Below are 22,244 nucleotides of genomic sequence, written 5' to 3' on the forward strand. Positions count from 1 at the left end.
ATGGCTATTGAAGCGCCCTTGGCCGCGTTTGCACTGTTGGACGACAGTGCGGACCCGGCCGGCGGGGCGCGTCTGTATACCGGGCTCGTACGCGAGGTAACTTGCGACGAGCCCGGTGTGCTTTCCGACGCGCTACGCGAGATTGAAGACGCCACGCGTCACGGCCTGCACGCCGTGCTGCTGGCTGACTACGAATTCGGCGTGCGTCTGGCCGGTGTGCACACGGTGGCCACACGCCGTACCCCCGGACAATTCCGCGCGCTGCTGTTCCGGGAATTGCAGAAGCTCGATGCGGCACAGACGCAGGCTTGGCTGGCGGCGCAGGACGATGCGCCGGACGCCAACGTCGCGCGTAATGCCGGAAATGCAGGTGTCGCCGGTGTCGCCGCACTTCAGCGCGATGTCAGCGAACCCGCCTTCGACGACGCCATCGCTCGCATTCACGACTGGCTCTCGCAAGGCGAGTGCTACCAGATCAACTACACGTATCGCCTGAACTTCGACGCCTTCGGCTCGCCGGTCGCGTTGTATCGCCGCCTGCGTGCGCGTCAGCCGGTGCCTTACGGCGCGCTGGTGGTGCTGCCCGGCGCGCGTAACGTGGCCGGCCGGGCGATTCTTTCGCTGTCGCCCGAGCTATTCCTGCGCCATTCGCGCGGACAACTCGAAGCCAAGCCGATGAAGGGCACGGCGCCCGCCTCGGGCGATGTCGCGAGAGATAGCGAACTCAGCGCAGCGTTGGCCGCCGACGAGAAGAACCGCGCCGAGAATCTGATGATCGTGGACTTGCTGCGCAACGATCTCGGCCGCATCGCGGTGCCCGGCACGGTCAAGGTGCCGAAGCTGTTCGAAGTCACGCGCTTCGCCAGCGTGTTGCAGATGACCTCGACGGTCACGGCCACGCTGCCCGAACAGACGCCGTTTCACGCGGTGCTGCGCGCGTTGTATCCGTGCGGCTCGATCACGGGCGCGCCAAAACATCGCACGATGCAATTGATCGGCGAGCTGGAATCGTCGCCGCGTGGCCTCTATACCGGCGCCATCGGCTGGCTCGATGCCCGTGAGGATGCCCCGGGCGAGCTGGGCGACTTCTGTCTGTCGGTCGCAATTCGCACGCTCGAACTCGAATCGCCGCGCACGGACGGTCTGCGTCGCGGGCGGCTCGGTGTTGGCGCGGGCATCGTGCTCGACAGCAAAGCGGACGAAGAGTGGGAAGAGTGCAAACTCAAGGCGCGTTTTCTGACCGCGCTCGATCCCGGCTTCGCGATCTTCGAGACGATGCAGGCGACCCGCGACAAGGGCATCGCGCATCTCGATCGTCATCTCGCCCGTCTTGCCAAGTCAGCGCAGTACTTTGGCTTCCGTTTCGACGAAGCCGCACTGCGCACGCAACTGGGCGATGTGGTGAAGACGTTGTCGGAAGACGACACGCATCGCGTGCGTCTGGCGATCTCGCATGACGGCACGCCGGCCATCACGCATGGCGTGCTGACGCCACTGCCTCGCACCGTGAAAGTGCTGCTGGCCGATGCCACTGATGCCACCAATACGACGCGCGCCGACGATCTGTTTCTGCGTCACAAGACCACCGTGCGCGAGCGTTACGACGCCGCGTGGAAGCACGCCGAAGCCAACGGCGCGTTCGATACCCTGTTCTTCAATGACCGGGGGGAGTTGACCGAAGGCGGACGAAGCAGTGTGTTCGTCAAGCTGGGTGGTCAGTGGGTGACACCGCCGCTCGCGTGCGGTGTGCTGCCCGGGGTGATGCGAAGTGTGTTGCTCGAAGACCGCGCATTCAACGCGGTCGAAGCGGTGATTACACGCGATGACCTGCTGAGTGCGCAGGCCATCGTCGTGTGCAATGCACTGCGAGGCGCAGTGCCCGTAGTCGTTCAGCTGCCCTGACGCGACGCGATCTGCGGCACGAACAGGTCGCTCCACTTGGCCGGACGCGTCTTGATCGTGCCGGCGCGGCCCATGAACTCCACGTATTGCATCAGGCCGTTGGGCGTCGTGGTGAATTGCAGGCCGGGGTCGGCAATCATCTGCTCAATTTCGGCTTGCGGCAGGTTCATCTTCGACACGCGCAGGAAGGTCTGTGCGGCGCCCACGTGATCTTTCGCGATATAGGCGGCCGCTTCTTCCTGTGCGGCGAGGATGGCCTGCACCAGCTTCGGATTCTGCACCGTGAACTGCTTCGGCGCGAACACCACGTCAATCGTGATGTTGCCGAGCACGTCCGTCGAGTTGAGCACGCGCTTGATGCGCGGATCCTTCAGTTCCTGATACGAGAACGGCGGCGACGTGAAGTGCGCCGTGATTTCCGTCTTGCCTGAGAGCAGGGCGCTCACGGCTTCCGGATGGCTCAGGCTAACCGTCTGCGGGTCGAGCTTCGCGTAGTTCTCGATACCGAACGTCTTCGCCACGGCCATTTGCAGCAGCACGGCGGAGAGCGAGGTCTTGATGCCCGGAATCGCGATCTTGTCCTTCGACGTGAAGTCCTTGAGCGACTTGATGTTCGGGTTGTTCGTGTTCAGCCAGAGCGGGCCGGTCGACAGCGCCGAGAGACCGATCACTTCCGAGCGCGGAATGCCGTGCGCCTTCGACCACAGCGTGATGAAGCCGGGCGCGCCCGTACCTGCCACGTCGAGATTGCCGGCGAGCATGGCGTCGTTGATCACGTTGCCGCCGTCGAGGATCGTCCACGTGGTTTTCACGTCACCCAGCCCCAGGGCCTTCGCGTGCTTCTCGACGAGATGCTGGTCGCGCATGACCATCAGCGGCAGGTAGAGAATGCCGTAACCGTGCGAGAGGCGCACGGTGCTGGCTTCGGCATGGGCCAGATTGCCGACGGTGGAAAGTGCCGTCGTGGCGGCCAGCGCGAGGGTGCTGACCCAGCGCGTGAAATGACGTCGATTCATGGTGTGCTTGTCTCCGGATCGTTGGAATTATTCACGCCTCCGCCAGTAAATCAAGCGCAGGCGCGGTACTTATCAATCAGTCAGTGCTGCATGCCCCAGCGGTGCAGCGTGCGCTTCTCGATGCGCGCAAACAGCAGGTTCTCTACCGCCAGACCAATCAGAATCACGAAGAACAGGCCGGCGAACACGTTGGCCGTCTCCAGCGAATTGCGGTTCTCGAAGATGTACCAGCCGAGGCCGCCCGACCCCGACGACACACCGAACACGAGTTCGGCGGCGATCAGCGTGCGCCACGCAAACGCCCAGCCCACTTTCAAGCCGGTGAGAATGCTCGGGAACGCAGCCGGAATCAGCACGTGCTGCACCAGCGCAAAGCGTTTGAGCCCGTAGTTCTGGCCGACCATGCGCAGCGTCTTCGACACGCCGCGAAAGCCGCTGTGCGTGTTGAGCGCCACCGCCCACAGCACCGAGTGCACCAGCACGAAAATCACGCTGCCGTTACCCAGACCGAACCAGATGAGCGCGAGCGGCAGCAGCGCAATCGCGGGCAGCGGGTTGAACATGGCCGTGAGGGTTTCGAGCAGGTCGTTACCGATCTTCGAACTGATGGCCACCGTAGTGAGTATCGCGGCCAGCGCGATACCGATGCCGTAGCCGATCAGCAGGGTCTTGAGCGAGACCACCGCGCGCAACAGCAGCACGCCGCTCGTGATGCCGCCGACGAAGGCTTCCAGCGTATCGGTGAAGCTCGGGAACAGCAGCGCGTTATCGAGCCAGCGGCCGTAGATTTCCCAGATCAGCGCCAGCACCAGCAGGATGACGGTCTTGCGCAGCCAGCTCAGGCGGTACAGCGTCTCGAACGTGGAGAGCGGGCGCTGGATCGACGAGAGTTCGGCAGGTACCGGCTCCAGTACGAATTCCGGGCGGAACACGGGCTGGATGCCGGATTTGATGGCTTCAGCAGAGGACGCCGTCGGCGCAGCTTGCACGGGTTGCAACGTTGTCATGGAAATCTCCTCAGTGCGCCGCGAACAGCAGTTGGTCGATACGCGTTTCGAGCGCGCTCTGATGGGCGGTGCCCAGTTGCTCGGGGGCGATGCTGTTGAGTTCGGCCTTGACCTGTCCCGGGTGCGGCGAGAGCAGCAGAATGCGCGTGCCGATGCGAATGGCTTCGTCGATGCCGTGTGTGACGAACAGCACGGTGAAGCGCGTGTCGTCCCACAGGCGCAGCAGCTCGTCCTGCATCTTGCGGCGGGTGAGCGCGTCGAGTGCGGCGAACGGCTCGTCCATGAGCAGCACGTCCGGCTCCATGGCCATGCCGCGTGCAATCGAGACGCGCTGCTTCATGCCGCCCGAGAGCGTGTGCGGATAGCTGTCGATGAACTTGGCCAGCCCGACTTTCTCGATGTAATGCGCGGCGCGATCGGCGGCTTCGCGGCCTTTCAGACGGCCGCTGGCGGTGAGGGCGAATTCGACGTTCTGGCGCACCGTCTTCCACGGCAGCAATTGATCGAACTCCTGAAACACCATCATGCGGTCCGGGCCCGGCTCGGTGACCGTGCGGCCCTTCAGGCGAATTTCGCCATTCACGGGGGGCAGATAGCCGCCGATGGCCTTGAGCAGGGTCGATTTGCCGCAACCGGACGGCCCGAGCAACACGAACCGGTCGCCGGGGTACACGTTGAAGCTGACTTGCTGGGCGGCGGTCACGAGGTAGTCGTCGGTCTTGTACTGAAGCGTGACCTGATCGATTTCCAGCAACGGCTGTGCGCCAGCCGGCACCGGCCCGGCGGCCGGATGGGGGTTGTTGGGCATTGCCTGTCTCCTGATTGATGCTCTTATAATCGGCTCCGATACTAAGCAGCGAAGCTGTAACGAAGCTGACATAGCGGGATAAGCCGGGCTAGGACAAACCCTGTGTTGATCGCGCTCCAAGTCAGAAAAGGAGACTTTGTAACCATGCGCATCATGCTGGTGGAAGACACCGTCGATGTGGCGGAAGCGATTGCCACGCAGTTGCGGCGGCTCGGACACGCGCTCGACTGCGAGACGGACGGCGCCTCGGCGGCGGCGCGCATCGGTGACGATTACGATCTGCTGATTCTCGACGTGATGCTGCCGCACGTCGACGGATTGGAGCTGCTTCGACGCGTGCGTGAGCGCGGGCTGTCCACGCGTGTGCTGATGCTCACTGCGTGCGCCGAAATCGAAGAACGCGTGCGCGCACTCGATCTCGGTGCGGACGACTATCTGACCAAACCCTTCGATTTCCGCGAACTGGAAGCGCGCGTGCGTGCGCTCATGCGTCGCACCGGGCAGGACGCGACCAATCAACTCGCCTGCGCGAATCTGACGCTCGATCGCAAGAGTCGCGGTGTGGAAATCGACGGACTGCCAGTTGAACTCACGCGTCGCGAAGTGACGTTGCTCGAAATTCTCGCCGCGCGTCCGGGGCGCATCTTCGGCAAAGACGAGCTGATGGATCGTCTTTACGGTGACGAATCGCCGCCGAATGCCAACGCGCTCGAACAGTACGTCGCGCGCCTGCGCAAGAAGCTCGCTGCTGCGCAATTCCAGATTCGCACGTTGCGCGGGCTGGGCTACCAACTCGTGCTGTCATGATCGTTCCCGGCCGGTCACTGTATCTCCGGCTCGTCGTCCGGATGGGCGTGGTGCTGGCGCTCGCGGTGGCGGCGGTGCTGCTCGGTATCTGGTTCTCCACGCGCGCGGCCGTCGACCGCGCGTATGACCGGTGGTTGCTCGGCAGTGCGCTTCAGGTCGCGGAAAACACGTGGTATCAGAACGGCGAAGTGAACGTCGATGTGCCACTCGCGGCGTTCTCTGCGCTTGCCCCCGGTGATCAGATTTTCTATACCGTGCTCGATCCCAACGGGCGCTCGGTCGCGGGCGATTCGGAATTCCGTCCGCCGATTCCGTGGGACAAGCTCGCCGAGGGCCCCATCGTGGTCGATGGCACGTATCAGGAGATGCCGATTCGCATCGCCATCGTGGGGCGGCGCATGCCGGTGCCGGCAGCGCATCCGTGGGCGGTCGTGGCGATGGCGCACACGCAGAACGCGCGTGTGAGATTCACGCGAAATCTCGCGGACAACACACTGCTGATCACGATTGCCACCGGGGTGTTGACGTTGCTCGCGGCGCTATGGACGCTGCGTCAGGCGCTCGCACCGCTCAAGCAGATCGAGGCGGCGATTCGCGAGCGGGACTCGAACGATCTCGTGCCGTTGGCGGTCACGGCACCCGCAGAAACGCTCGCATTAGTCGGCGCGATCAACGACTTCATGCAGCGGCTGGCGACCTCGCGTGCGCTGATGCGGCGTGTGATCGGCGACGCGGCGCATCAGTTGCGAACGCCTGTGACGGCGCTCACCGCACAAGCGGAAATGCTCACACAAACCGACGACGAAACCGCTCGGCAGTCGCACATTGCCCGCATTCAGAAACAGGCGCGCGGCTTGGGCGGGCTCATTCATCAGTTGATCAATCATGCGATGGTGCAGCACCGCGCCGATAGCGTGGCGCCGGTGCCTGTCGATCTGGGCGAGCTGTTGCAGGATGCGATGCGCGAGACGCTGTCGTATGCCGATCGCGATATCGATTTCTCGCTGCAAATGCCTGAAACGTCGGCGGGGGCGAGCGTACCGGCGATGATCGTGGGCGATGCGCTGAGCTTGCGCGAGGCGATCAAGAACGTGCTGGTCAACGCGCTCGCGTACGGCGCGCCGCATCGGCTGTACGTGGACGTGACTGACGATGGCGATCAATGGCGCCTGCGTTTCTTCGACGATGGTCCGGGCATTCCCGAGACGGAGTGGCAGCGCGTACGCACGCCGTTTTCGTCACGTGCCGATGGCCGCGAAGGCGCGAGTCTGGGGCTGGCGATGGTGGCCGAAGTGATGCGCGCGCATGGCGGCCAAATGGCCTTCGAGCGCATCGATGGCGAGGGGTTTGCGGTGGTGTTGATGCTGCCGAAGGCGAGCGCGTGACAGCGCTTGAGATAGCGTCGAAGACGTTTTTACTTATTGCCCGGCATCGTTAGCAGAACGTCGTAATAGCTGACGATGTTGTCTTCGCTGCCCTGCGTGATTCGGTTGTACGTTTTCGCCCATGGGGAAAAGCGGGTGCCGCCTTCACTCTGCATGCCGGGAAAACGTTGATCGCCAAGGGTGACCAGACCCCACTGTCCACCGTGATTGCGACGATAGACTTCGCCGATGTAGCTGCCGAAGACCTGCGCATATTGCAGGACTTTGGTGTCGGCGGGTTTGGGGTCTTGTGACGCGTACGCATCGTGCAACTTGCCCAGTACCGTCTCGACGTCGGCGATGCTTTTCTCCGACCCGTCGAGGGTCACCGAGTACTGAATCAACGCGTAGCGCACGGCGTCCGCTGCATAGTGCTGCGCGGCCGCCTCGATGTTGGCGTCGGGCACGAAGGTACTCTGGGACCCTTGTGCCGCGACGCTTCCGGCGCCTGCGAGCAGGCATGCCGGCAGCACGAGCGTCATCAGTCGTCGCTTGAAAATGCTCGTGCGCATGGCGATTCCCCTTAGAAGCAGTGCTCCGGTGCCGGGAACGTACCGTGCTTGACCGCCTGCACATACGCTTCCACCGCAGCGGCGATGCTCGGCTGACCTTCCATGAAGTTCATCGAGAACTTCGGCGACTTGCCGGGGAACACGCCCAGCATGTCGTGCAGCACCAGCACCTGACCGTCGCAGTCGGGGCCTGCGCCAATGCCGATGGTCGGCATCGTCGGCAACTCGGGCGTGACCTTCGTGGCCAGCGCTGCGGGAATGGCTTCGAGCACCACCAACTGCGCGCCCGCTGCCTGCAAGGCACGCGTGTCGGCAATCAGTTGTTGCCCGGCGGCTTCATCGCGAGCCTGCACCTTGAAACCACCGAACGCGTGCACCGACTGCGGCGTGAGACCCAAGTGTGCGCACACCGGAATGCTGCGCTCGACCAAGAAGCGCACCGTATCGACCAGCCACGCGCCGCCTTCGATCTTCACCATCTGCGCACCGGCCTGCATGACGGCCACGGCGCTCTGATACGCCTGTTCCTTCGTGCCGTAGGTGCCGAACGGCAGGTCGGCCACCACCAGCGCTTTGCTGGCGTTACGCGCCACGGTTTCGGTGTGATAGCAGATGTCGCGCAGCGTCACCGGCAGCGTGGTGCGCTGGCCTTGAATCACGTTGCCGAGCGAATCGCCGATCAGCATCACGTCGACGCCCACGCGATCGAGCAGGGCGGCAAAGCTGGCGTCGTAGCAGGTCAGCATCGCGATCTTTTCGCCGCGCGCACGCATGTCGGCAAGCCCGGGGACAGTCACGGCCTTGCGATTGGATTCCTGGAGATAACTCATGTCGGCCTCGGTTCAGGAGGAGTCACTGGCGCGCCGGGCGGGGACGGGTGATGTCGTACGCCCGCGACGACGCATGGATCGGAGGGATAGGCAGAGGCGCCGCCGAGCCTCGTGGGCTCAGGGGCGCGCGCCCTTGACGAAGACTTCTTTGCGCCCGCGCATCTGATCGATGCGTTCGATCAGCAGCGCGAAATCGCTGTCATTGTGCGCCGGGTCGAATTGTTCCGTATCGACGGTCAATACCGGCGCTGCGGCGTAATGATAGAAGAATTCGCCGTAGATGTCGCATAGCGCGCGCAGATACGTGTCGGGGATCTGCTGCTCCATCGGAATCGCGCGCTTCTGAATGCGCGAGAACAGCGTCTCGGGGCTCGCCTGCAAATGAATCACGAGATCCGGTGCGCGGTGCGCCCGTTCGATGTGAGCGACCAGCCGGTGGTACAGCGCAAGCTCGTCATCGGCCAGCGTGAGCCGCGCGAACAGGCCATCTTTCTCCGGCAGGAAATCGGTGAAGATCGGCTTGCCGTCGATATCGCGTCGCGCAATTTCCATCGCTTCGTCCACGCGTTGCAGACAAAACGTCAATTGCGCGGGCAGCGCATAGCGCGCGCTATCGCGATAGAAACGTTCGAGGAAGGGGTTGTTCGCGGGCTGTTCGAGCATCAGATCGGCACCGGCCGCGTCGGCGAGACGCCGGGCGAGCGATGTCTTGCCCACACCGATGGGACCCTCGACGGCCAGATAGCGAAAACGCCCGAGGACGGGCGATCTCATCGGGCGATCATGATGCGTAGGCGCGCTTGGTCGGGCAGCAGCACTGCGCGACACGTTCGATGCGCTGATCGGCCACCGCCGGCAGCAGCGCGCTGACACGGCCGACGCCGGGGATGTCGAGTTCGGGAGCGAGGTCGGCGAGCGGGCGCAACACGAAGGCGCGTTCTGCCATGCGCGGATGCGGCACGATCAGATCCGGTTCGGCAATGCGGTCTTCGCCGTAGAGCAGCACGTCGAGATCGAGCGTGCGCGGCGCGTTCTTGTACGGCCGCTCACGCCCGAAGTGCAGCTCGATCTTCAGGCACAGCGTGAGCAATTGACGCGCAGTCAGCGATGTCTCGACGGCAACGACGCAATTGAGATAGTCGTCGCCGCTCGACTCGATGGGAGCGGTGCGATAGAAATCGGATTTACCGATGATCGTGACGCCAATTTGCTGCGCGAGGCAGACGATGGCGTCCTTCATCGATTGACGGGCGTCGCCAAGATTGGCACCCAGCCCGATGTAGGCAACAGTCATGAAGCACCTTCGGAACCATGCTGTCGCGATGATACCCGCTTGCCATTTTTCTCGCTGGTAGCGTTCTCACCACTATCGCCGCCCGAATTTTCACCGCCCGAATGGCCGCCGCCTTCACCGCCATCGCCACCCACATTACCACCATCGCCACGCGAGCCCGGCTTGCGACGGCGACGACGGCGCTTGGCGGCCGGCGTGCTGCCAGAGGTGGCGCCCTGCGAGAGCAGTGCGTCGCGGGTGACGGAGTCGCCTTCGAGGAAGTCGGTCCACCATTGCCCCACATCGGCAGGCACTTCGCCCGATTCGCAACGCAGCAACAGGAAGTCGTAACCGGCGCGCAGACGCGGGTGTTCGAGCAGGCGCAGCGGCGTGCGGCCGACGCGCTTGTCCAGACGCACCTGCAAGCCCCAGATTTCCTTCATGTCGGCGACAAAGCGGCGCTGGATGGCCAGCTTGCCGGTCTGTGCGTCGAGCACGTCGTCCATCGCGAGGTGCAGCGCAGGAATCGGATATTCCCCGGCGCGTTGATACGCTTGCCATTTCTCGAGCACGAGGTGCCAGAGCAGGGCGGCGAACAGGAAGCCCGGCGAAACCGGTTTGCCCGCACGAATGCGGGCATCGGTGTTGGCCAGCGCCAGCGTCACGAACTTCTCGCCCAGCGGCTGTTCCAGCACCACGTCGAGCAGCGGCAACAGGCCGTGATGCAGGCCCTGTTCGCGCAGTTGCTGCACGCAACCCCAGGCGTGGCCAGAGAGCAGCAGCTTGAGCATTTCGTCGAACAAACGCGCGGCAGGCACATTGTCGATGAGCGGTGCGAGTTCCGGAATCGGCGCGGCCGTGGCGTCGTCGATCTTGAAGCCGAGCTTGGCGGCGAAACGCACCACGCGCAGCATGCGCACCGGGTCTTCGCGATAGCGCGTGGCCGGGTCGCCGATCATGCGCAGCACGCGCTTCTGAATATCTTCCCAGCCGTGGTGATAGTCATGCACCGTTTGCGCGGCCGGGTCGTAATACATCGCGTTGACGGTGAAGTCGCGGCGGGCGGCGTCTTCATCCTGCTCGCCCCAGACGTTGTCGCGCAGCACACGGCCCGACTCGTCGGTCACGTGGGTCTTGCGATCGAGTTCGCCTTTCTTGGGACGGCGTGCGCCGATCTGCTCGCTGTCGATCGCGTCGACCAATGCCCGGAACGTGGAGGTCTCGATGATCTCCTGCCCGAACTGCACGTGCACGATCTGGAAGCGGCGGCCGATGATGCGCGCGCGCCGGAACAGGCGCTGCACTTGCTCGGGCGTGGCGCTCGTGGCGACGTCGAAGTCTTTCGGTGCGATGCCCAGCAGCAGGTCACGGACCGCGCCGCCGACGATGAACGCCTTGAAGCCGGCTTGTTGCAGCGTGTCGGTCACGCGCACGGCGTTCTTCGAGAGCAGCGTCGGGTCGATGCCGTGCACCGACACCGGAATGACGACCGGCGTGCCGGCAGGGGTGGCACTGTAGGCGGCGTCGGGGGTGCCGCTTTCTTTGCCGAGCAGCTTCTTGATGAGTTTGCGTATCACTGGAACAACTCGAGAATGGGCCAGCGACGCGCCAGCGCGATTTCGCGCAGAGCTTCATCGGGATTGGTCGCCACCGGATGGTTCACTTTCTCCATCAGGGGGACGTCGTTGGCAGAATCGCTATAGAAGAATGCGTGGTCGAAGTCACTCCACGTCTTGCCCAGGCTCGCGAGCCAGGCTTCGGTGCGGGTGATCTTGCCCTCGCGGAAGCTCGGCGTACCGACGTAGGCACCGGTGTAACGGGCCTGCGGGTCGTCGCCGACGGTTTGCGGTTCAGTGCCGATCAGGTGATCGATGCCGAAGGCCTTGGCGATCGGGCGCGTGACGAACGTGTTGGTCGCGGTCACGATGGCGCACAGATCGCCGGCCTTGCGGTGAATGTCGAGCAATTCGAGCGCTTCGGGGCGCACGTGCGGCAGGATCGACTCTTCCATGTACTGCGCGTGCCAGGCGTCAAGCTGATCGCGCGGGTAGCGGGCGAGCGGCGCGAGGCAGAAACGCAGATAGGCCGGCATATCGAGCCGGCCTGCACGGTAGTCCTGGTAGAAGGCCTCATTGGCCTGCGCGTACGTGTCGCGGTCGACGGCGCCCTGGCGCACGAGGAAGCGGCCCCACTCCTTGTCGCTGTCCGTAGGCAGCAGGGTGTGGTCGAGATCGAAGAGAGCTAAATTGGTCATTGCGCGAATTTTACCTGAAGCGGACAGCACTCAGTGCCAGTCAGTGTTTGCTGTCGGGGGCAGCGGGATCGGCGTGAGTCAACATCTGGCGCAGCAGCGGCAGGGTCACGGCCCGCTTCTGCTCCATGGAAAAACGGTCCAGCCGGTCGAGCAGGGCCATCAGGCTCGACATATCGCGCTGGAAGTGGGTCAGCAGATAGGCCGGCACGTCGGCCGCCAGTTGCAGGCCGCGCTCGCGTGCGGCGTTTTGCAGCGCCTGTTTCTTGCCGTCGTCGTCGAGACCCACAATATGAAAAACCAGACCCCAGCCCAGTCGCGTACGCAAATCTTCGCGCAGCGGCATGTCAACCGGGGGCTGTGACCCGGCGGCGACAAAGGCGCAGTGCGGCCGGGCGCGGGTTTCGTTGAACAGGTTGAAGGCGGCGATCTGCTGGTTCGGCGAGAGGTTGTCGCAGTCGTCCACACAGTAGACGGTGCTCGATTCATCGAACATGAAGGCGGCCAGCGGGCTGTTGGGGCGCAGATAGCGCGCGCCCGGGCCCACGGCATGAACCAGCGCTTCCATCAGATGGGTGCGCCCGGACCCCGCGCTCCCCCAAAGGTAGATGCCGCGGTCGCGTGCGGTGCCGGCCGACAAATCGGCAGGCAAACCGGCGAGCGTCTGCGCCACCTCGCGATTGGGCCCGACAATGAAATTGTCGAACGTGGCGGGCGGCGGTGTGCCGAGGTCGAGAAACAGTTGCTGGATCACGAACGAAGAAAGCCGGCGGAAGGCCGGCGCCATACGGTTTGCAGGGCACGCCGGCACTGGGCCGGCGTCCGATATCCCGTTTGCGTGCCAGCAGGGGCCGCGCATCGGGTAAAATCGCATTTTACCGAACCTTGATGCATTCCCGTCATGTCACACCCTAACGAAACTTCCGGACTTTCCTATCGCGACGCCGGCGTCGATATCGAAGCAGGCGACGCACTGGTCGAAGCGATCAAGCCGTTTGCGAAGAAAACCCTGCGCGACGGCGTGCTGGGTGGCATTGGCGGCTTCGGCGCGCTCTTCGAAGTGCCCAAGCGCTATAAGGAGCCGGTACTCGTTTCGGGCACCGACGGGGTCGGCACCAAGCTCAAGCTTGCCTTCACCCTGAACAAGCACGACACCGTGGGCCAGGATCTGGTCGCGATGAGCGTGAACGACATTCTGGTGCAAGGCGCCGAGCCGCTGTTCTTCCTCGACTACTTCGCCTGCGGCAAGCTGGACGTGGCCACGGCCGCAACCGTGGTCAAGGGCATTGCCCAAGGCTGCGAGCTGGCCGGATGCGCCCTGATCGGCGGCGAAACGGCGGAAATGCCGAGCATGTACCCGGACGGCGAGTACGATCTGGCCGGTTTTGCGGTCGGTGCGGTGGAAAAGAGCAAGATCATCAACGGCACGACCATCGCCCCGGGCGACGTGGTGCTGGGTCTGGCCTCGTCGGGCGCACATTCGAACGGTTATTCGCTGGTGCGCAAGATCATCGAAGTGGCCAAGCCGGATCTGGACGCCGACTTCCACGGCCAACCGCTGCGCGACGTGCTGATGGCTCCGACGCGCATTTACGTCAAGCCGCTGCTGGCGCTGATGGAAACGCTGCCGGTCAAGGGCATGGCCCACATCACGGGTGGCGGCATCGTGGAGAACATTCCGCGCGTGCTGGCCGACAACCTGACCGCCGACCTGTCGAAGGACGCGTGGACGCTGCCGCCGCTGTTCCAGTGGCTGCAAGAACACGGCAAGGTCGCCGACGCTGAAATGCACCGCGTGTTCAACTGCGGTATCGGCATGGCCGTGATCGTCTCGGCGGCGGATGCCGACGCTGCGGTCAAGCACCTCGAAGCCTCGGGCGAGACGGTCTACCGTCTGGGCACGGTCCGCGAGCGCCGCGAAGGTGAAGCGCAGACGATCGTTTCGTAAGTTTCGATCGTCTCGCAAGACACCGGGGAGGGCCCGCCCTCCCGGCAAGGAATGCAAGAAAAGCCCGCCGGGGATCTCCTCGGCGGGCTTTCTTTTTTTGCAGCTTTGTAGCCGTGGCGTGCGCGTCAGCGTGGGCTCATGTCCGTCGACGGTTCGCCCAGATCAGCGGCACCCGCGCGGCGTTTGCCGCCCAGACACGCGAACACGACCGCCGCGCACAGCAGGGTGACGATGGCGAGCCGGTCGAGCAGGGTCGCGAAAGCCTGTTCGTAGGCCTCGCGCAACGCCGCTTCGCCCCATGCCGGAACGCTGGCCATCGCGCCACGCATGTCGCCTGCTACTAGCCGGTTGACGGCTTCACGTGCCACGTCGGGCGCCACCGCGCCGTGCAGATCAGGCAAATGCGTGCCGATCAGCGCAATCAGCACCGCCCCGACGAGCGCCAGCGCGACGCCTTCGCTTGCGACGCGCGTCGTATTGAAGATACCCATCGCCATGCCTGCGCGCTCGGTCGGCACCACGCTCACCGACAACCCGTCCATCAGTCCCCACGGCACCGCGCTGCCCGCGCCAATCAGCAGCATCGGCCACAACGCCGGATTCAGCACACCGCTGTGCAACGTGCCCGGTGCGCCTGCGGTGCGCGCGAGCCACACCAACCCCACGGCCGCCAGTACCAATCCCGAACTGCACAACACGCCCGCCGGAATGCGCCGCGCCAGTTGCGTTGCGATGAATGGCACGACGAGCATCGGCAGCGACATGGCCATCATGCGCAGCCCGGCCACGATCTCGCTGTCGCCATGCACGCCGATAAAGCGCAACGGCAACAACACGAGCAGCACGATGTAACAGCAGCATGTGGCGATGGGCAGCATCTGCACGCCGATAAAACGCACGTAGCGAAACAGTGTCAGGTCCAGCATCGGATGCGCGACACGCCGCTCGATGACGACGAACGCGATGGTCAGCGCCAGCGCGAATACGAGCGAGCCAATGACCTCCGGTGCCGTCGCGCCGATGGCGGGTGCTTGAATCACGCCGTACGTGAAGCACGCGAGCGCGCCGGTGAAGGACAACGTGCCGGGCCAGTCGAGCCCGGCGGCGGCCGGATCGCGTGACTCGCGCATGCAGCGTGCGCCGATGCACAGCGCGAACGCAGCGATTGCCGCGGTAGCGGCAAACACGCCCCGCCAGCCGAAGCGCGCGATGAGCACCCCAGCGAGCAGCGGGCCGAACGCCAGCCCCACGCCGAAGGTCGTGCCCAGCAAACCGTAGGCGCGCGCCCGGGCATGTCCGTCGAAGTCTTGCGCCAGTGACGCGCCACCGCCCGCGAGCGTGGCAGCGGCTGCGACGCCCTGCAATGCCCGCAGCCAGTCGACGGCAAGCGCCGAATGCGACATCGCGAGGGCCAGCGAAGTGAGCAGCAAACATCCCACACCCAGCAGAAAGATGCGTTTGCGCCCGAAGGCGTCGGCGCACGCGCCAGCGGCCATCAGGCACCCGCCGAAGGCCAGCATGAACGCGCTGGTAATCCATCGCATCTCCAAAGCACTGCCGTGCAATGCGGCGCCGATGGCCGGGGTGGCGACGGCACCACCGGAGAAGCTCATCGGCAGCAACAACGCGGCCAGACAAGCGGAGAACAAGCCCAGCAGCCGGCGGCGCAATGACGCGTCAGCGGGCGGCCAAGGCTGGGAAGTGGTGAGCGACATGAAGAGAGTCCTGAAGATGACGCGCTGACGCGCATCGAAACGCAGAGGGGGACCAGCCCATACATGCTAAAAAATCGTGAATGCGGGATAAATAGGCGGAGAGTTCGTAGATTAAGGAATAATATTCCGCAATACGCGTCGATGGATGGCGCTAGCGTCGACTGGTCGCGGGCGATGCGCCGCAATCCGAACTGGAGGGCATGAGGATGGACAATCTGGCGGAAATCACCGCGTTCGTGCGAGCGGCAGAAACGTTGAGTTTCGTGGCGGCGGGGCAGGCGACCGGGGTGTCGGCTTCCGCAGTCGGCAAGCAGATTGCGCGGCTGGAAGCGACGCTTGGCGTACGGCTCTTTCAGCGCAGCACGCGGCGGGTGAATCTGACCGAAGCTGGCCAGATGTACTACGAACGCTGCCGGCGCGTGCTCGATGAACTGGCCGATGCGCGCGCCATGCTCTCGCAGGTATCGCAGACGCCACGCGGCAAGTTGCGCATCGGGCTGCCGGTGACGGCCTATCGATTCGTCATGCCGTTGTTGCCCGCGTTCGCTGCCAAGTACCCGGAGATCGAACTCGATCTGGACTTCGACGACCGCATCGTCGATCTGATCAAAAGCGGGCTGGACGCCGTCATTCGCAGCGGCGATCTACCGGACTCCACGCTCATGTCGCGTCGCGCGGGGCCGTTTCGCTTCGTGCTGTGCGCATCGCCCGCCTATCTTGCCAAGCACGGCACGCCGCAAACACCGAACGATCTCGAAACCCACACGTGCATCCGCTTTCGCTTTCCGACTTCCGGAAAGTTGCAGCCGTGGGCGTTCGTCGCTGATGTCACGCGCGAGCCCAAGCTGCCTACCGGCCTCACGTGCAACAACATGGAGGCATTGCTGAGTGCGACTACGCACGGGCTCGGCATCTCGTACATGCCCGACTTTCTCGCACGCGACGCGCTTGCCGCAGGCGAGCTTCAGGTTTTTCTCGGTGACTATCTGGAGAATCCCGGTCAGTTCTGGATGCTGTGGCCGTCGAGCCGTCATCTCTCGCCCAAGCTGCGCGTGTTCGTGGACTTCATGTGCGACCGGATGCTGTAGACGCTGACCTCACTGTGCGCCGTCAGCCGCCGCCGGACGCGCCTTGAGCCAGAGGCCGAATTCCTGCATCACGGCGACCACGGGGCGCAGGCGCTCACCGTCTTCGGTGAGTTCGTACTGAACTCTGACAGGCACCTCGGCGAACACGGTTCGCTTGACCAATCCGGCGTCTTCCAACGCACGCAGATCGAGCGTGAGCATGCGCTGTGAAATACCCGGAACGTCGCGCCGCAAATCATTGAATCGCTTCGGCCCGTCGAGCAGGTAGGAGACGATCAGCAATCGCCAGCGTCCACCGAGCAAACGCATCGATTCTTCGACAGAACAACCGGTCGCACTTTCCTTCATTGGGCACCTGAGTAGGTATATTTTTTGTACCTATATCACAAACATTTGCCTTCTTCTCTTTTTATACCGGGTGAGCGATAGTCGCTTCTTCACCGCTATCAGGGTTCAAAAGGAGAACGCAATGAAGCTGTATCACGCACCGGGAAGTTGTTCGCTGGCGATCTGCATCGGTTTGCAGGAGACGGGGTTGGCCGCGGAAGTGATTCGCGTCGACGCGCGCAAGCATCTGCTCAACGATGGCAGCAGCTTCTACGACGTCAACGAGCTTGGCTACGTGCCGGTGCTGGAACTCGATGACGGGACGTGTCTGCGAGAAGGCGTGGTCATCGCGCAGTATCTGGCCGATCAGCGCCCGGAAACCGGTTTGGTGCCCGCGCACGGCACGCTTGCCCGATACCGTCTGCTCGAATGGCTCAATTTTCTGAGCGCGGAGATCCACAAGGGCTTTATTCCGCTGCTGTATGCGGTGGCCGCAGGCAAGTATGTGGAGACGGCGCGCCCGAAGCTGGCGTCGCGATTCGCATGGGTCGATCGCCAACTCGAAGGCAAGGCGTACCTCATGGGAGAGTCGTTCACGGTAGCAGACGCGTACCTGTTCGCCATTACGCGCTGGGGCAAGGCGAGCTGGATGACGTCGGTCTACAACGCCGACATTGATCTCAGCGAATACCGCCACCTGCGCGCATGGTTTGCGCGCGTGAGCGAGCGCACGTCGGTTCGTGAGGCGCTTGCGCAAGACGCGGCATAAGGCGCTTTGCCGTGGCGCCTCGCGCTCAGCGCTTCATGCGATCTTCGACGGCGCGCATCACATCGTCGAGCGTGGTTTCCATCACGCGCACGAGGTCGTCGATCTGCGCGCTCGGTGCCGCCGAGCGGGGCGTCACGCGCAAGGTATGAAAGGGCATCGACGGCTCGAAGCGTCGCAGCACGAGATCGGAGTCGAGGAAGTCGTAGGCCGCTACCGGGTGCAGCAGGCCGATGCCGAGCTTCTCCTTGACCATCGTGCCGATGTTCACGGAGTAGCGCGCCGTGGCCACGACCTGCTCATGCAGGCGGCCCTCGATGAAGAGTTGGTCCATGCCCCAGCGCACCATGTCCGTGGGCTCGTATGAGAGGATCGGCTGCCCTTTCAGATCGGCGAGCCGTATGACCTTCTTGCGGGCCAGCGCATGACCGGCCGGCAGCGCGCAAATGGCGTCGAGCTTGGCGAACGAGACGGCGTCGGTGGCGGCCACATCCTTGGTGTCGGTGAGCAGCCCGAGCGCGATCTGACGCGTGACGACCTGATCGCGAATCAGATCCGATGCCCCCGTGACCAGCGCAAGCTGCACACTCGGATGCACCGCGCGGTACCCGGCCATCACGCGGGCGAAGAAGCCCAGCCCGAACGACACCACCGAGCCCACACGAATGACGGCCTGATCGGGGTTGCGCAGGTTCAGCGCGAACTCACGGATGTTCTCGAGCCCGGCGTAGCGCCGCTCGACCTCTTCGAACAAGGCCAACGCTTCGGCAGTCGGCTCCAGCCGGCCCCGTGCACGATCGAACAGCGTGAGCCGTGTCAGCCGCTCAAGGTCGGCCACCAGCCGGCTCACTGCCGACTGCGACGTGCCGAGTACTTGCGCGGCCTTGGTGGTCGTGCGCGTGAGCATCAGCGCCCGAAAGGCGTCGACGTGCCGAAAATCCATCAGGTCTCCCGAAGAGAGGGCGGGGCACCCGAGTGCCCCGACGCGTTTGCCTAAGGTGAGCAGACCCTAGAGCGCAAAAGCGTGGATTTTACCGCCCTTCATCACCATCGGAATCCGCTCGCCCTGACCCAGCAGGCAGTCGAGCGAGCGCAACGGATCGCCGTCGACAATCAGGATGTCGGCGTGTGCGCCCGGCACGATTTCGCCCAACTGGCCCGACTGTCCCAACACCTCGGCACCGACCACCGTCGCGCTGCGCAGAATCTCCGCAGGCGAGAGCACTTCGGCGCGCAGCCGGAATTCATCCGATTGCAGCCGCTGCGACTCGCCGAGCAGATCCGACCCGTAACCCATCTTGACGCCCGCTTCGCGGAAGATTTCGAGCGAACGCAGCCCGGCGGCGTGCACGTCGGCAATTTTCGCCACGCTGTCGTCGGGCAGACCTAGCGACTTGCCTTCATTCGCGAGCGCATCGTAAGTCACGAGCGTGGGTACCGCGTACGCGCCCTGTTCGGCCATGAAGCGAGCCGTCGGTGCATCGACCAGATTGCCGTGTTCAATCGTGCGCACACCGCATCGCACGGCGCGCTCGATGGCGGCAGCCGTGTAGGCATGCGCGAGTACATACGTGCCGCGCCCGCGCGCTTCGGCCACGATGGCGCGGATCTCGTCTTCCGAATAGCCCCATGCACCCACGGGATCGGTCGGTGACGCCACACCGCCTGAGGCCATGATCTTGATCTGATCGGCCCCCATTTGCAGTTCTTCGCGCACGGCGCGGCGCACTTCGTCCACGCCGTCGGCGACACGCGACAGCGCGCCCACACGGACACAGCACGGGCACGGGCCGTCGGTGCCGATGTAGTCGGTGCGCGGGCGGCCGTCGCCGTGTCCGCCGGTCTGACTGATGGCGCGGCCCGACACGAACAGACGCGGGCCTTCGGCCAAGCCGCTTTCCACCGCGTGCTTGATCGCGTGCCCGGCGCCGCCGGCATCGCGTACGGTCGTGAAGCCGCGCCGCAACATGCCTTGCAGGATCGGCACCGACTTGAGCGTGACCAGCACGTTGGGCAGATGCGCCTGCGCCGACAGATTGAGCTGCGTGGCATGCACATGCACGTGCAGATCGATCAGGCCCGGCATGACGGTCTTGCCGCGCACGTCGATTTCGCGCGCGCTCTGGCTGCGAATCGGTTTGTCCGAGACTTCCTTGATGCGGCCATTTTCGATCAGCACCGCGTGATCACCGCGCAACTCGCCCTTGACCGGATCGAGCAACGCGCAGTTCGACAACAGAATCGACTCCATAACCTCTCCTCCCAGACGGTGTCTCTCAAGCACCGTGCACGCATGGGGTGCGCGGTGCCATGCCTATGTCTCTCGTGTGTCTCTCGTGTGCGTCTCGTGCGCGCTCAGTCAATGGTGGCGTGGGCCAGCGTGCGCGGCGTACGCGTGAGCATTTCAGGGGTGTCGCCGGTGACGACCGAGTCGTCCAGTCGGAAGCCGCCCAGCCCGTAGACGTAGATGCCCGGCTCGGCGGAATAGACCTCGTTGGCCAGCAGCGGACGATGATTGAACGCCATGTCGTCGGGATATTCATGGCCGATGATGCCCATGCCGTGCCCGGTGCGATGGCGGATGTATTCGCCGCAACCGGCCTTTTCAATGACCGCCTGCGCGGCGGCGTCGATGCCCGAGACGGGCCGGCCGGTCACCGCCGCGTTCACGGCGGCTTCGTTGGCGGCGCGGGCCACTTCGTAAAACTTCGCCTGATCGCTCGACGGTTTGCCGCAGAACCACGTCCGTTCGTTCTCGATCACGAGCCCGTTCAAGCGCGGGATCACGATATTCACCAGCCCGTCGCCCTCGCGGATCACTGCACCACACGACGCGCCATCACCATGCGGCGAAGCCGACGCGGGGCCGGAGAGTGTCCAGCAACGCATGACTTCCAGATTCTCGCCGGGGAACCGCTTCGCCCCTTCGGTGACCATCAGTGCCGCCATCGAGTAATCGAGTTCCTGCACGAGCCGTCCCGGGCGAATGTTCTCGCGATAGCGGTCCTGCACCCAGTCGGCAAGTTCGGACGCCGCGCGCATGATCGCAATCTCTTCCGCATGCTTGACCCAGCGCAGCGAGCGCATCTCGGCGAGCATCGGCACCAGCTTCGCATCGGGCAGCGACGCACTGGCACGCGCGAGCGGGCCGCCCGCCGCATCCACGCCGATGCGCGCGCCCGCGAGCCCGGCGGCACGAAGACGTTCGGCGATGAGCGAAGGCACTTCGGCAAGCAACGGCAGACGCTGCGTCACACGCGGATGCTCTGCGTACAGCGAGACGCGATCGAGATCGAGCCACAGATGGCCCCGTTCACGCGCCATCATCAGGTGGTGCGTGGACAGCTCGTTCATGACCGCGAACGGCTCGCCGTCACGCGGCACACACACCGCAATCGGGCGCTCCCACGTCTGCACGTCGACGTGAAAGTTGGTCGCCCACTGGAAGAAGTCGGCGGCGGTGAAGATCAGGGCATCGACGCGCGTGTGATCCATCAGATCGTTCATCAGATCGCGGCGGTACTGGCGGGTAGCATCGGAGAGTGTCGGCATGGCGAAATCCTTTCGATCGGTAATGTCCGGCAGCGTCGGGTGAACAGGCCCTGAGCCGGTGGGGATCAGCACATTCAGTTCTTCAACTCAATCAGATCAGTCAGGTCATCATCGTCTTCGCATAGCGGCGCTGAATGACCCAGTGCGAGGCGATGGCGAGCGCAAACGTCACCACCATCGAGACCAGCGAGAGCACGGCACCGAACGGCCAGTTGTTCGCCTTCGCGATCTGGTCGTAGATGGAGGGCGTCATCATCGTGATGCCGGTGCCGCCGAGCAGCACGGGCGTCGCATAAGCGTTCATGCACAGGATGAACACGAGCATCGTGCCCGCCGCAATGCCGGGCGCTGCCATAGGCAGAATCACGCGGGTCAGCGTTTGCCGGAAGGTGGCGCCGAGGTTGCGGGCGGCTTCCTCGACAGAGAAGTCCATGCCTTCGAGCACGCTCTGCAACGTGAGAATCATGTACGGCAGCACCACCGCCGTAGTGCCCACGACCACGGCAAACGGCGTGTAAAGCAGGCGAATCGGCTGCGGCACGATGCCCAGAGAGACGAGCAACGAGTTGACGAAGCCCGCATTGCCGAGCATCACCATCCAGCCCGCCGCGCGCACCACATTGCCCACCAGCAGCGGGAACACCAGCAAGATCACCAGCAGGCTCTTGAAGCGGCTTTGCGTGCGCGCCAGCACATAAGCGACCGGAAAGCCGAGCACGAGCGCGAGCGCGGTGCACAGCGTGGCGACCTTGATGGTGGTCCACAACACCGACAGGTAATACGGGTCGGTGAAGAACTTGATGTAGTTCTCGCCGGTGATGGCGGCCTGCATCATGTCGACCGGATCGAACCGGTTCAGGCTGTAGCGCAGCAGTTGCAGCCCCGGCAACACGATCACGACCAGCACGACGAGCGTGGCGGGAAACGCCAGCGCACCGCCCGTGAAGGCGCCGCGCACCGCGCGGGCGGTGGCGGCTCGGGATGTCGGAGAGAGGCGGGTCGGCGATGGCATGGTTGG

At 64.1% G+C, this 22,244-nt stretch carries 22 protein-coding genes; 6 read left to right on the plus strand and 16 right to left on the minus strand.

Annotation, left to right across the window (positions count from 1 at the left end; translation table 11 throughout):
* The gene (gene pabB, locus CDV44_RS24890) at positions 1-1,902 is read left to right on the plus strand and encodes an aminodeoxychorismate synthase component I (protein ID WP_170936097.1); all 1,902 of its coding nucleotides are present in this window, start codon (positions 1-3) and stop codon (positions 1,900-1,902) included.
* Here the strand turns inward: pabB and CDV44_RS24895 are convergent.
* The 3 genes from CDV44_RS24895 to CDV44_RS24905 all read right to left on the minus strand — a co-directional run bounded on the left by CDV44_RS24895 (position 1,890) and on the right by CDV44_RS24905 (position 4,733).
* Positions 1,890-2,918, minus strand: coding sequence for an ABC transporter substrate-binding protein (locus tag CDV44_RS24895; RefSeq protein ID WP_058375862.1), 1,029 nt, complete (start codon positions 2,916-2,918; stop codon positions 1,890-1,892). The two genes, pabB and CDV44_RS24895, sit on opposite strands and share 13 nt — an antisense overlap.
* A gap of 80 nt (positions 2,919-2,998) precedes the next feature.
* A complete protein-coding gene (locus tag CDV44_RS24900; protein WP_371328819.1) occupies positions 2,999-3,931 on the minus strand; it encodes an ABC transporter permease in 933 nt (310 codons plus the stop codon).
* A gap of 4 nt (positions 3,932-3,935) precedes the next feature.
* A complete protein-coding gene (locus tag CDV44_RS24905) occupies positions 3,936-4,733 on the minus strand; it encodes an ABC transporter ATP-binding protein (RefSeq protein WP_058375861.1) in 798 nt (265 codons plus the stop codon).
* Positions 4,734-4,877: 144 nt separating this feature from the next.
* On the opposite strand from CDV44_RS24905, the gene CDV44_RS24910 reads away from it, so the two are divergent.
* Complete coding sequence (locus CDV44_RS24910; protein WP_087691338.1) at positions 4,878-5,540, plus strand: response regulator transcription factor; 663 nt, start codon at positions 4,878-4,880, stop codon at positions 5,538-5,540.
* Complete coding sequence (locus tag CDV44_RS24915; RefSeq protein WP_087691339.1) at positions 5,537-6,925, plus strand: sensor histidine kinase; 1,389 nt, start codon at positions 5,537-5,539, stop codon at positions 6,923-6,925. Before CDV44_RS24910 ends, CDV44_RS24915 begins: the two co-directional genes overlap by 4 nt.
* A 29-nt stretch (positions 6,926-6,954) precedes the next feature.
* Here the strand turns inward: CDV44_RS24915 and CDV44_RS24920 are convergent, their stop codons facing one another.
* The 7 genes from CDV44_RS24920 to hda all read right to left on the minus strand — a co-directional run bounded on the left by CDV44_RS24920 (position 6,955) and on the right by hda (position 12,617).
* Positions 6,955-7,476 (minus strand): hypothetical protein, encoded by a 522-nt coding sequence (locus CDV44_RS24920; RefSeq protein ID WP_087691340.1) that lies wholly within the window; start codon positions 7,474-7,476, stop codon positions 6,955-6,957.
* An 11-nt stretch (positions 7,477-7,487) separates the two neighbouring features.
* Complete coding sequence (gene panB, locus CDV44_RS24925) at positions 7,488-8,306, minus strand: 3-methyl-2-oxobutanoate hydroxymethyltransferase (protein WP_087691341.1); 819 nt, start codon at positions 8,304-8,306, stop codon at positions 7,488-7,490.
* 117 nt (positions 8,307-8,423) lie between these two features.
* Positions 8,424-9,080 carry a deoxynucleoside kinase gene (locus tag CDV44_RS24930; RefSeq protein WP_087691342.1) on the minus strand — a complete coding sequence of 219 codons (657 nt, stop codon included), beginning with the start codon at positions 9,078-9,080 and terminating at the stop codon, positions 8,424-8,426.
* Between the two features lie 7 nt (positions 9,081-9,087).
* Complete coding sequence (gene folK, locus CDV44_RS24935; RefSeq protein ID WP_058375855.1) at positions 9,088-9,600, minus strand: 2-amino-4-hydroxy-6-hydroxymethyldihydropteridine diphosphokinase; 513 nt, start codon at positions 9,598-9,600, stop codon at positions 9,088-9,090.
* Positions 9,597-11,156, minus strand: a complete 1,560-nt coding sequence (gene pcnB, locus CDV44_RS24940) for a polynucleotide adenylyltransferase PcnB (RefSeq protein ID WP_087691343.1) — start codon at positions 11,154-11,156, stop codon at positions 9,597-9,599. Before pcnB ends, folK begins: the two co-directional genes overlap by 4 nt.
* Complete coding sequence (locus CDV44_RS24945; RefSeq protein WP_058375853.1) at positions 11,153-11,833, minus strand: HAD family phosphatase; 681 nt, start codon at positions 11,831-11,833, stop codon at positions 11,153-11,155. The genes pcnB and CDV44_RS24945 overlap by 4 nt, the downstream gene beginning before the upstream one ends.
* A gap of 40 nt (positions 11,834-11,873) precedes the next feature.
* Positions 11,874-12,617: a DnaA regulatory inactivator Hda gene (gene hda, locus CDV44_RS24950; protein ID WP_305790820.1), complete on the minus strand. Its 744-nt coding sequence runs from the start codon at positions 12,615-12,617 to the stop codon at positions 11,874-11,876.
* A gap of 114 nt (positions 12,618-12,731) precedes the next feature.
* On the opposite strand from hda, the gene purM reads away from it, so the two are divergent.
* Positions 12,732-13,778, plus strand: coding sequence for a phosphoribosylformylglycinamidine cyclo-ligase (gene purM, locus CDV44_RS24955; RefSeq protein WP_058375851.1), 1,047 nt, complete (start codon positions 12,732-12,734; stop codon positions 13,776-13,778).
* Positions 13,779-13,903: 125 nt separating this feature from the next.
* Here purM and CDV44_RS24960 read toward each other — a convergent pair whose 3' ends face one another.
* Complete coding sequence (locus CDV44_RS24960; protein ID WP_087691344.1) at positions 13,904-15,493, minus strand: MFS transporter; 1,590 nt, start codon at positions 15,491-15,493, stop codon at positions 13,904-13,906.
* Between the two features lie 206 nt (positions 15,494-15,699).
* On the opposite strand from CDV44_RS24960, the gene CDV44_RS24965 reads away from it, so the two are divergent.
* A complete protein-coding gene (locus tag CDV44_RS24965) occupies positions 15,700-16,581 on the plus strand; it encodes a LysR substrate-binding domain-containing protein (RefSeq protein WP_087691345.1) in 882 nt (293 codons plus the stop codon).
* A gap of 9 nt (positions 16,582-16,590) precedes the next feature.
* On the opposite strand, the gene CDV44_RS24970 is transcribed toward CDV44_RS24965, so the two are convergent.
* On the minus strand, positions 16,591-16,929 hold the full coding sequence (locus CDV44_RS24970; protein WP_087691346.1) for a helix-turn-helix domain-containing protein: 339 nt from the start codon (positions 16,927-16,929) through the stop codon (positions 16,591-16,593).
* A gap of 121 nt (positions 16,930-17,050) precedes the next feature.
* On the opposite strand from CDV44_RS24970, the gene gstA reads away from it, so the two are divergent.
* Positions 17,051-17,677, plus strand: coding sequence for a glutathione transferase GstA (gstA, locus tag CDV44_RS24975; RefSeq protein ID WP_087691347.1), 627 nt, complete (start codon positions 17,051-17,053; stop codon positions 17,675-17,677).
* A 25-nt stretch (positions 17,678-17,702) separates the two neighbouring features.
* Here the strand turns inward: gstA and CDV44_RS24980 are convergent, their stop codons facing one another.
* From CDV44_RS24980 to CDV44_RS24995, 4 genes are all read right to left on the minus strand, one after another.
* Positions 17,703-18,617 carry a LysR substrate-binding domain-containing protein gene (locus tag CDV44_RS24980; protein WP_087691348.1) on the minus strand — a complete coding sequence of 305 codons (915 nt, stop codon included), beginning with the start codon at positions 18,615-18,617 and terminating at the stop codon, positions 17,703-17,705.
* Positions 18,618-18,683: 66 nt separating this feature from the next.
* On the minus strand, positions 18,684-19,925 hold the full coding sequence (locus tag CDV44_RS24985; RefSeq protein ID WP_087691349.1) for an amidohydrolase family protein: 1,242 nt from the start codon (positions 19,923-19,925) through the stop codon (positions 18,684-18,686).
* Positions 19,926-20,029: 104 nt separating this feature from the next.
* Positions 20,030-21,226 carry a Xaa-Pro peptidase family protein gene (locus CDV44_RS24990; protein ID WP_058375844.1) on the minus strand — a complete coding sequence of 399 codons (1,197 nt, stop codon included), beginning with the start codon at positions 21,224-21,226 and terminating at the stop codon, positions 20,030-20,032.
* Between the two features lie 100 nt (positions 21,227-21,326).
* Complete coding sequence (locus CDV44_RS24995; protein ID WP_249277707.1) at positions 21,327-22,238, minus strand: ABC transporter permease; 912 nt, start codon at positions 22,236-22,238, stop codon at positions 21,327-21,329.
* Between the last annotated feature and the right edge of the window lie 6 nt (positions 22,239-22,244).

Source organism: Pandoraea sp. PE-S2R-1, assembly GCF_002179865.1.
Lineage (GTDB): Bacteria > Pseudomonadota > Gammaproteobacteria > Burkholderiales > Burkholderiaceae > Pandoraea.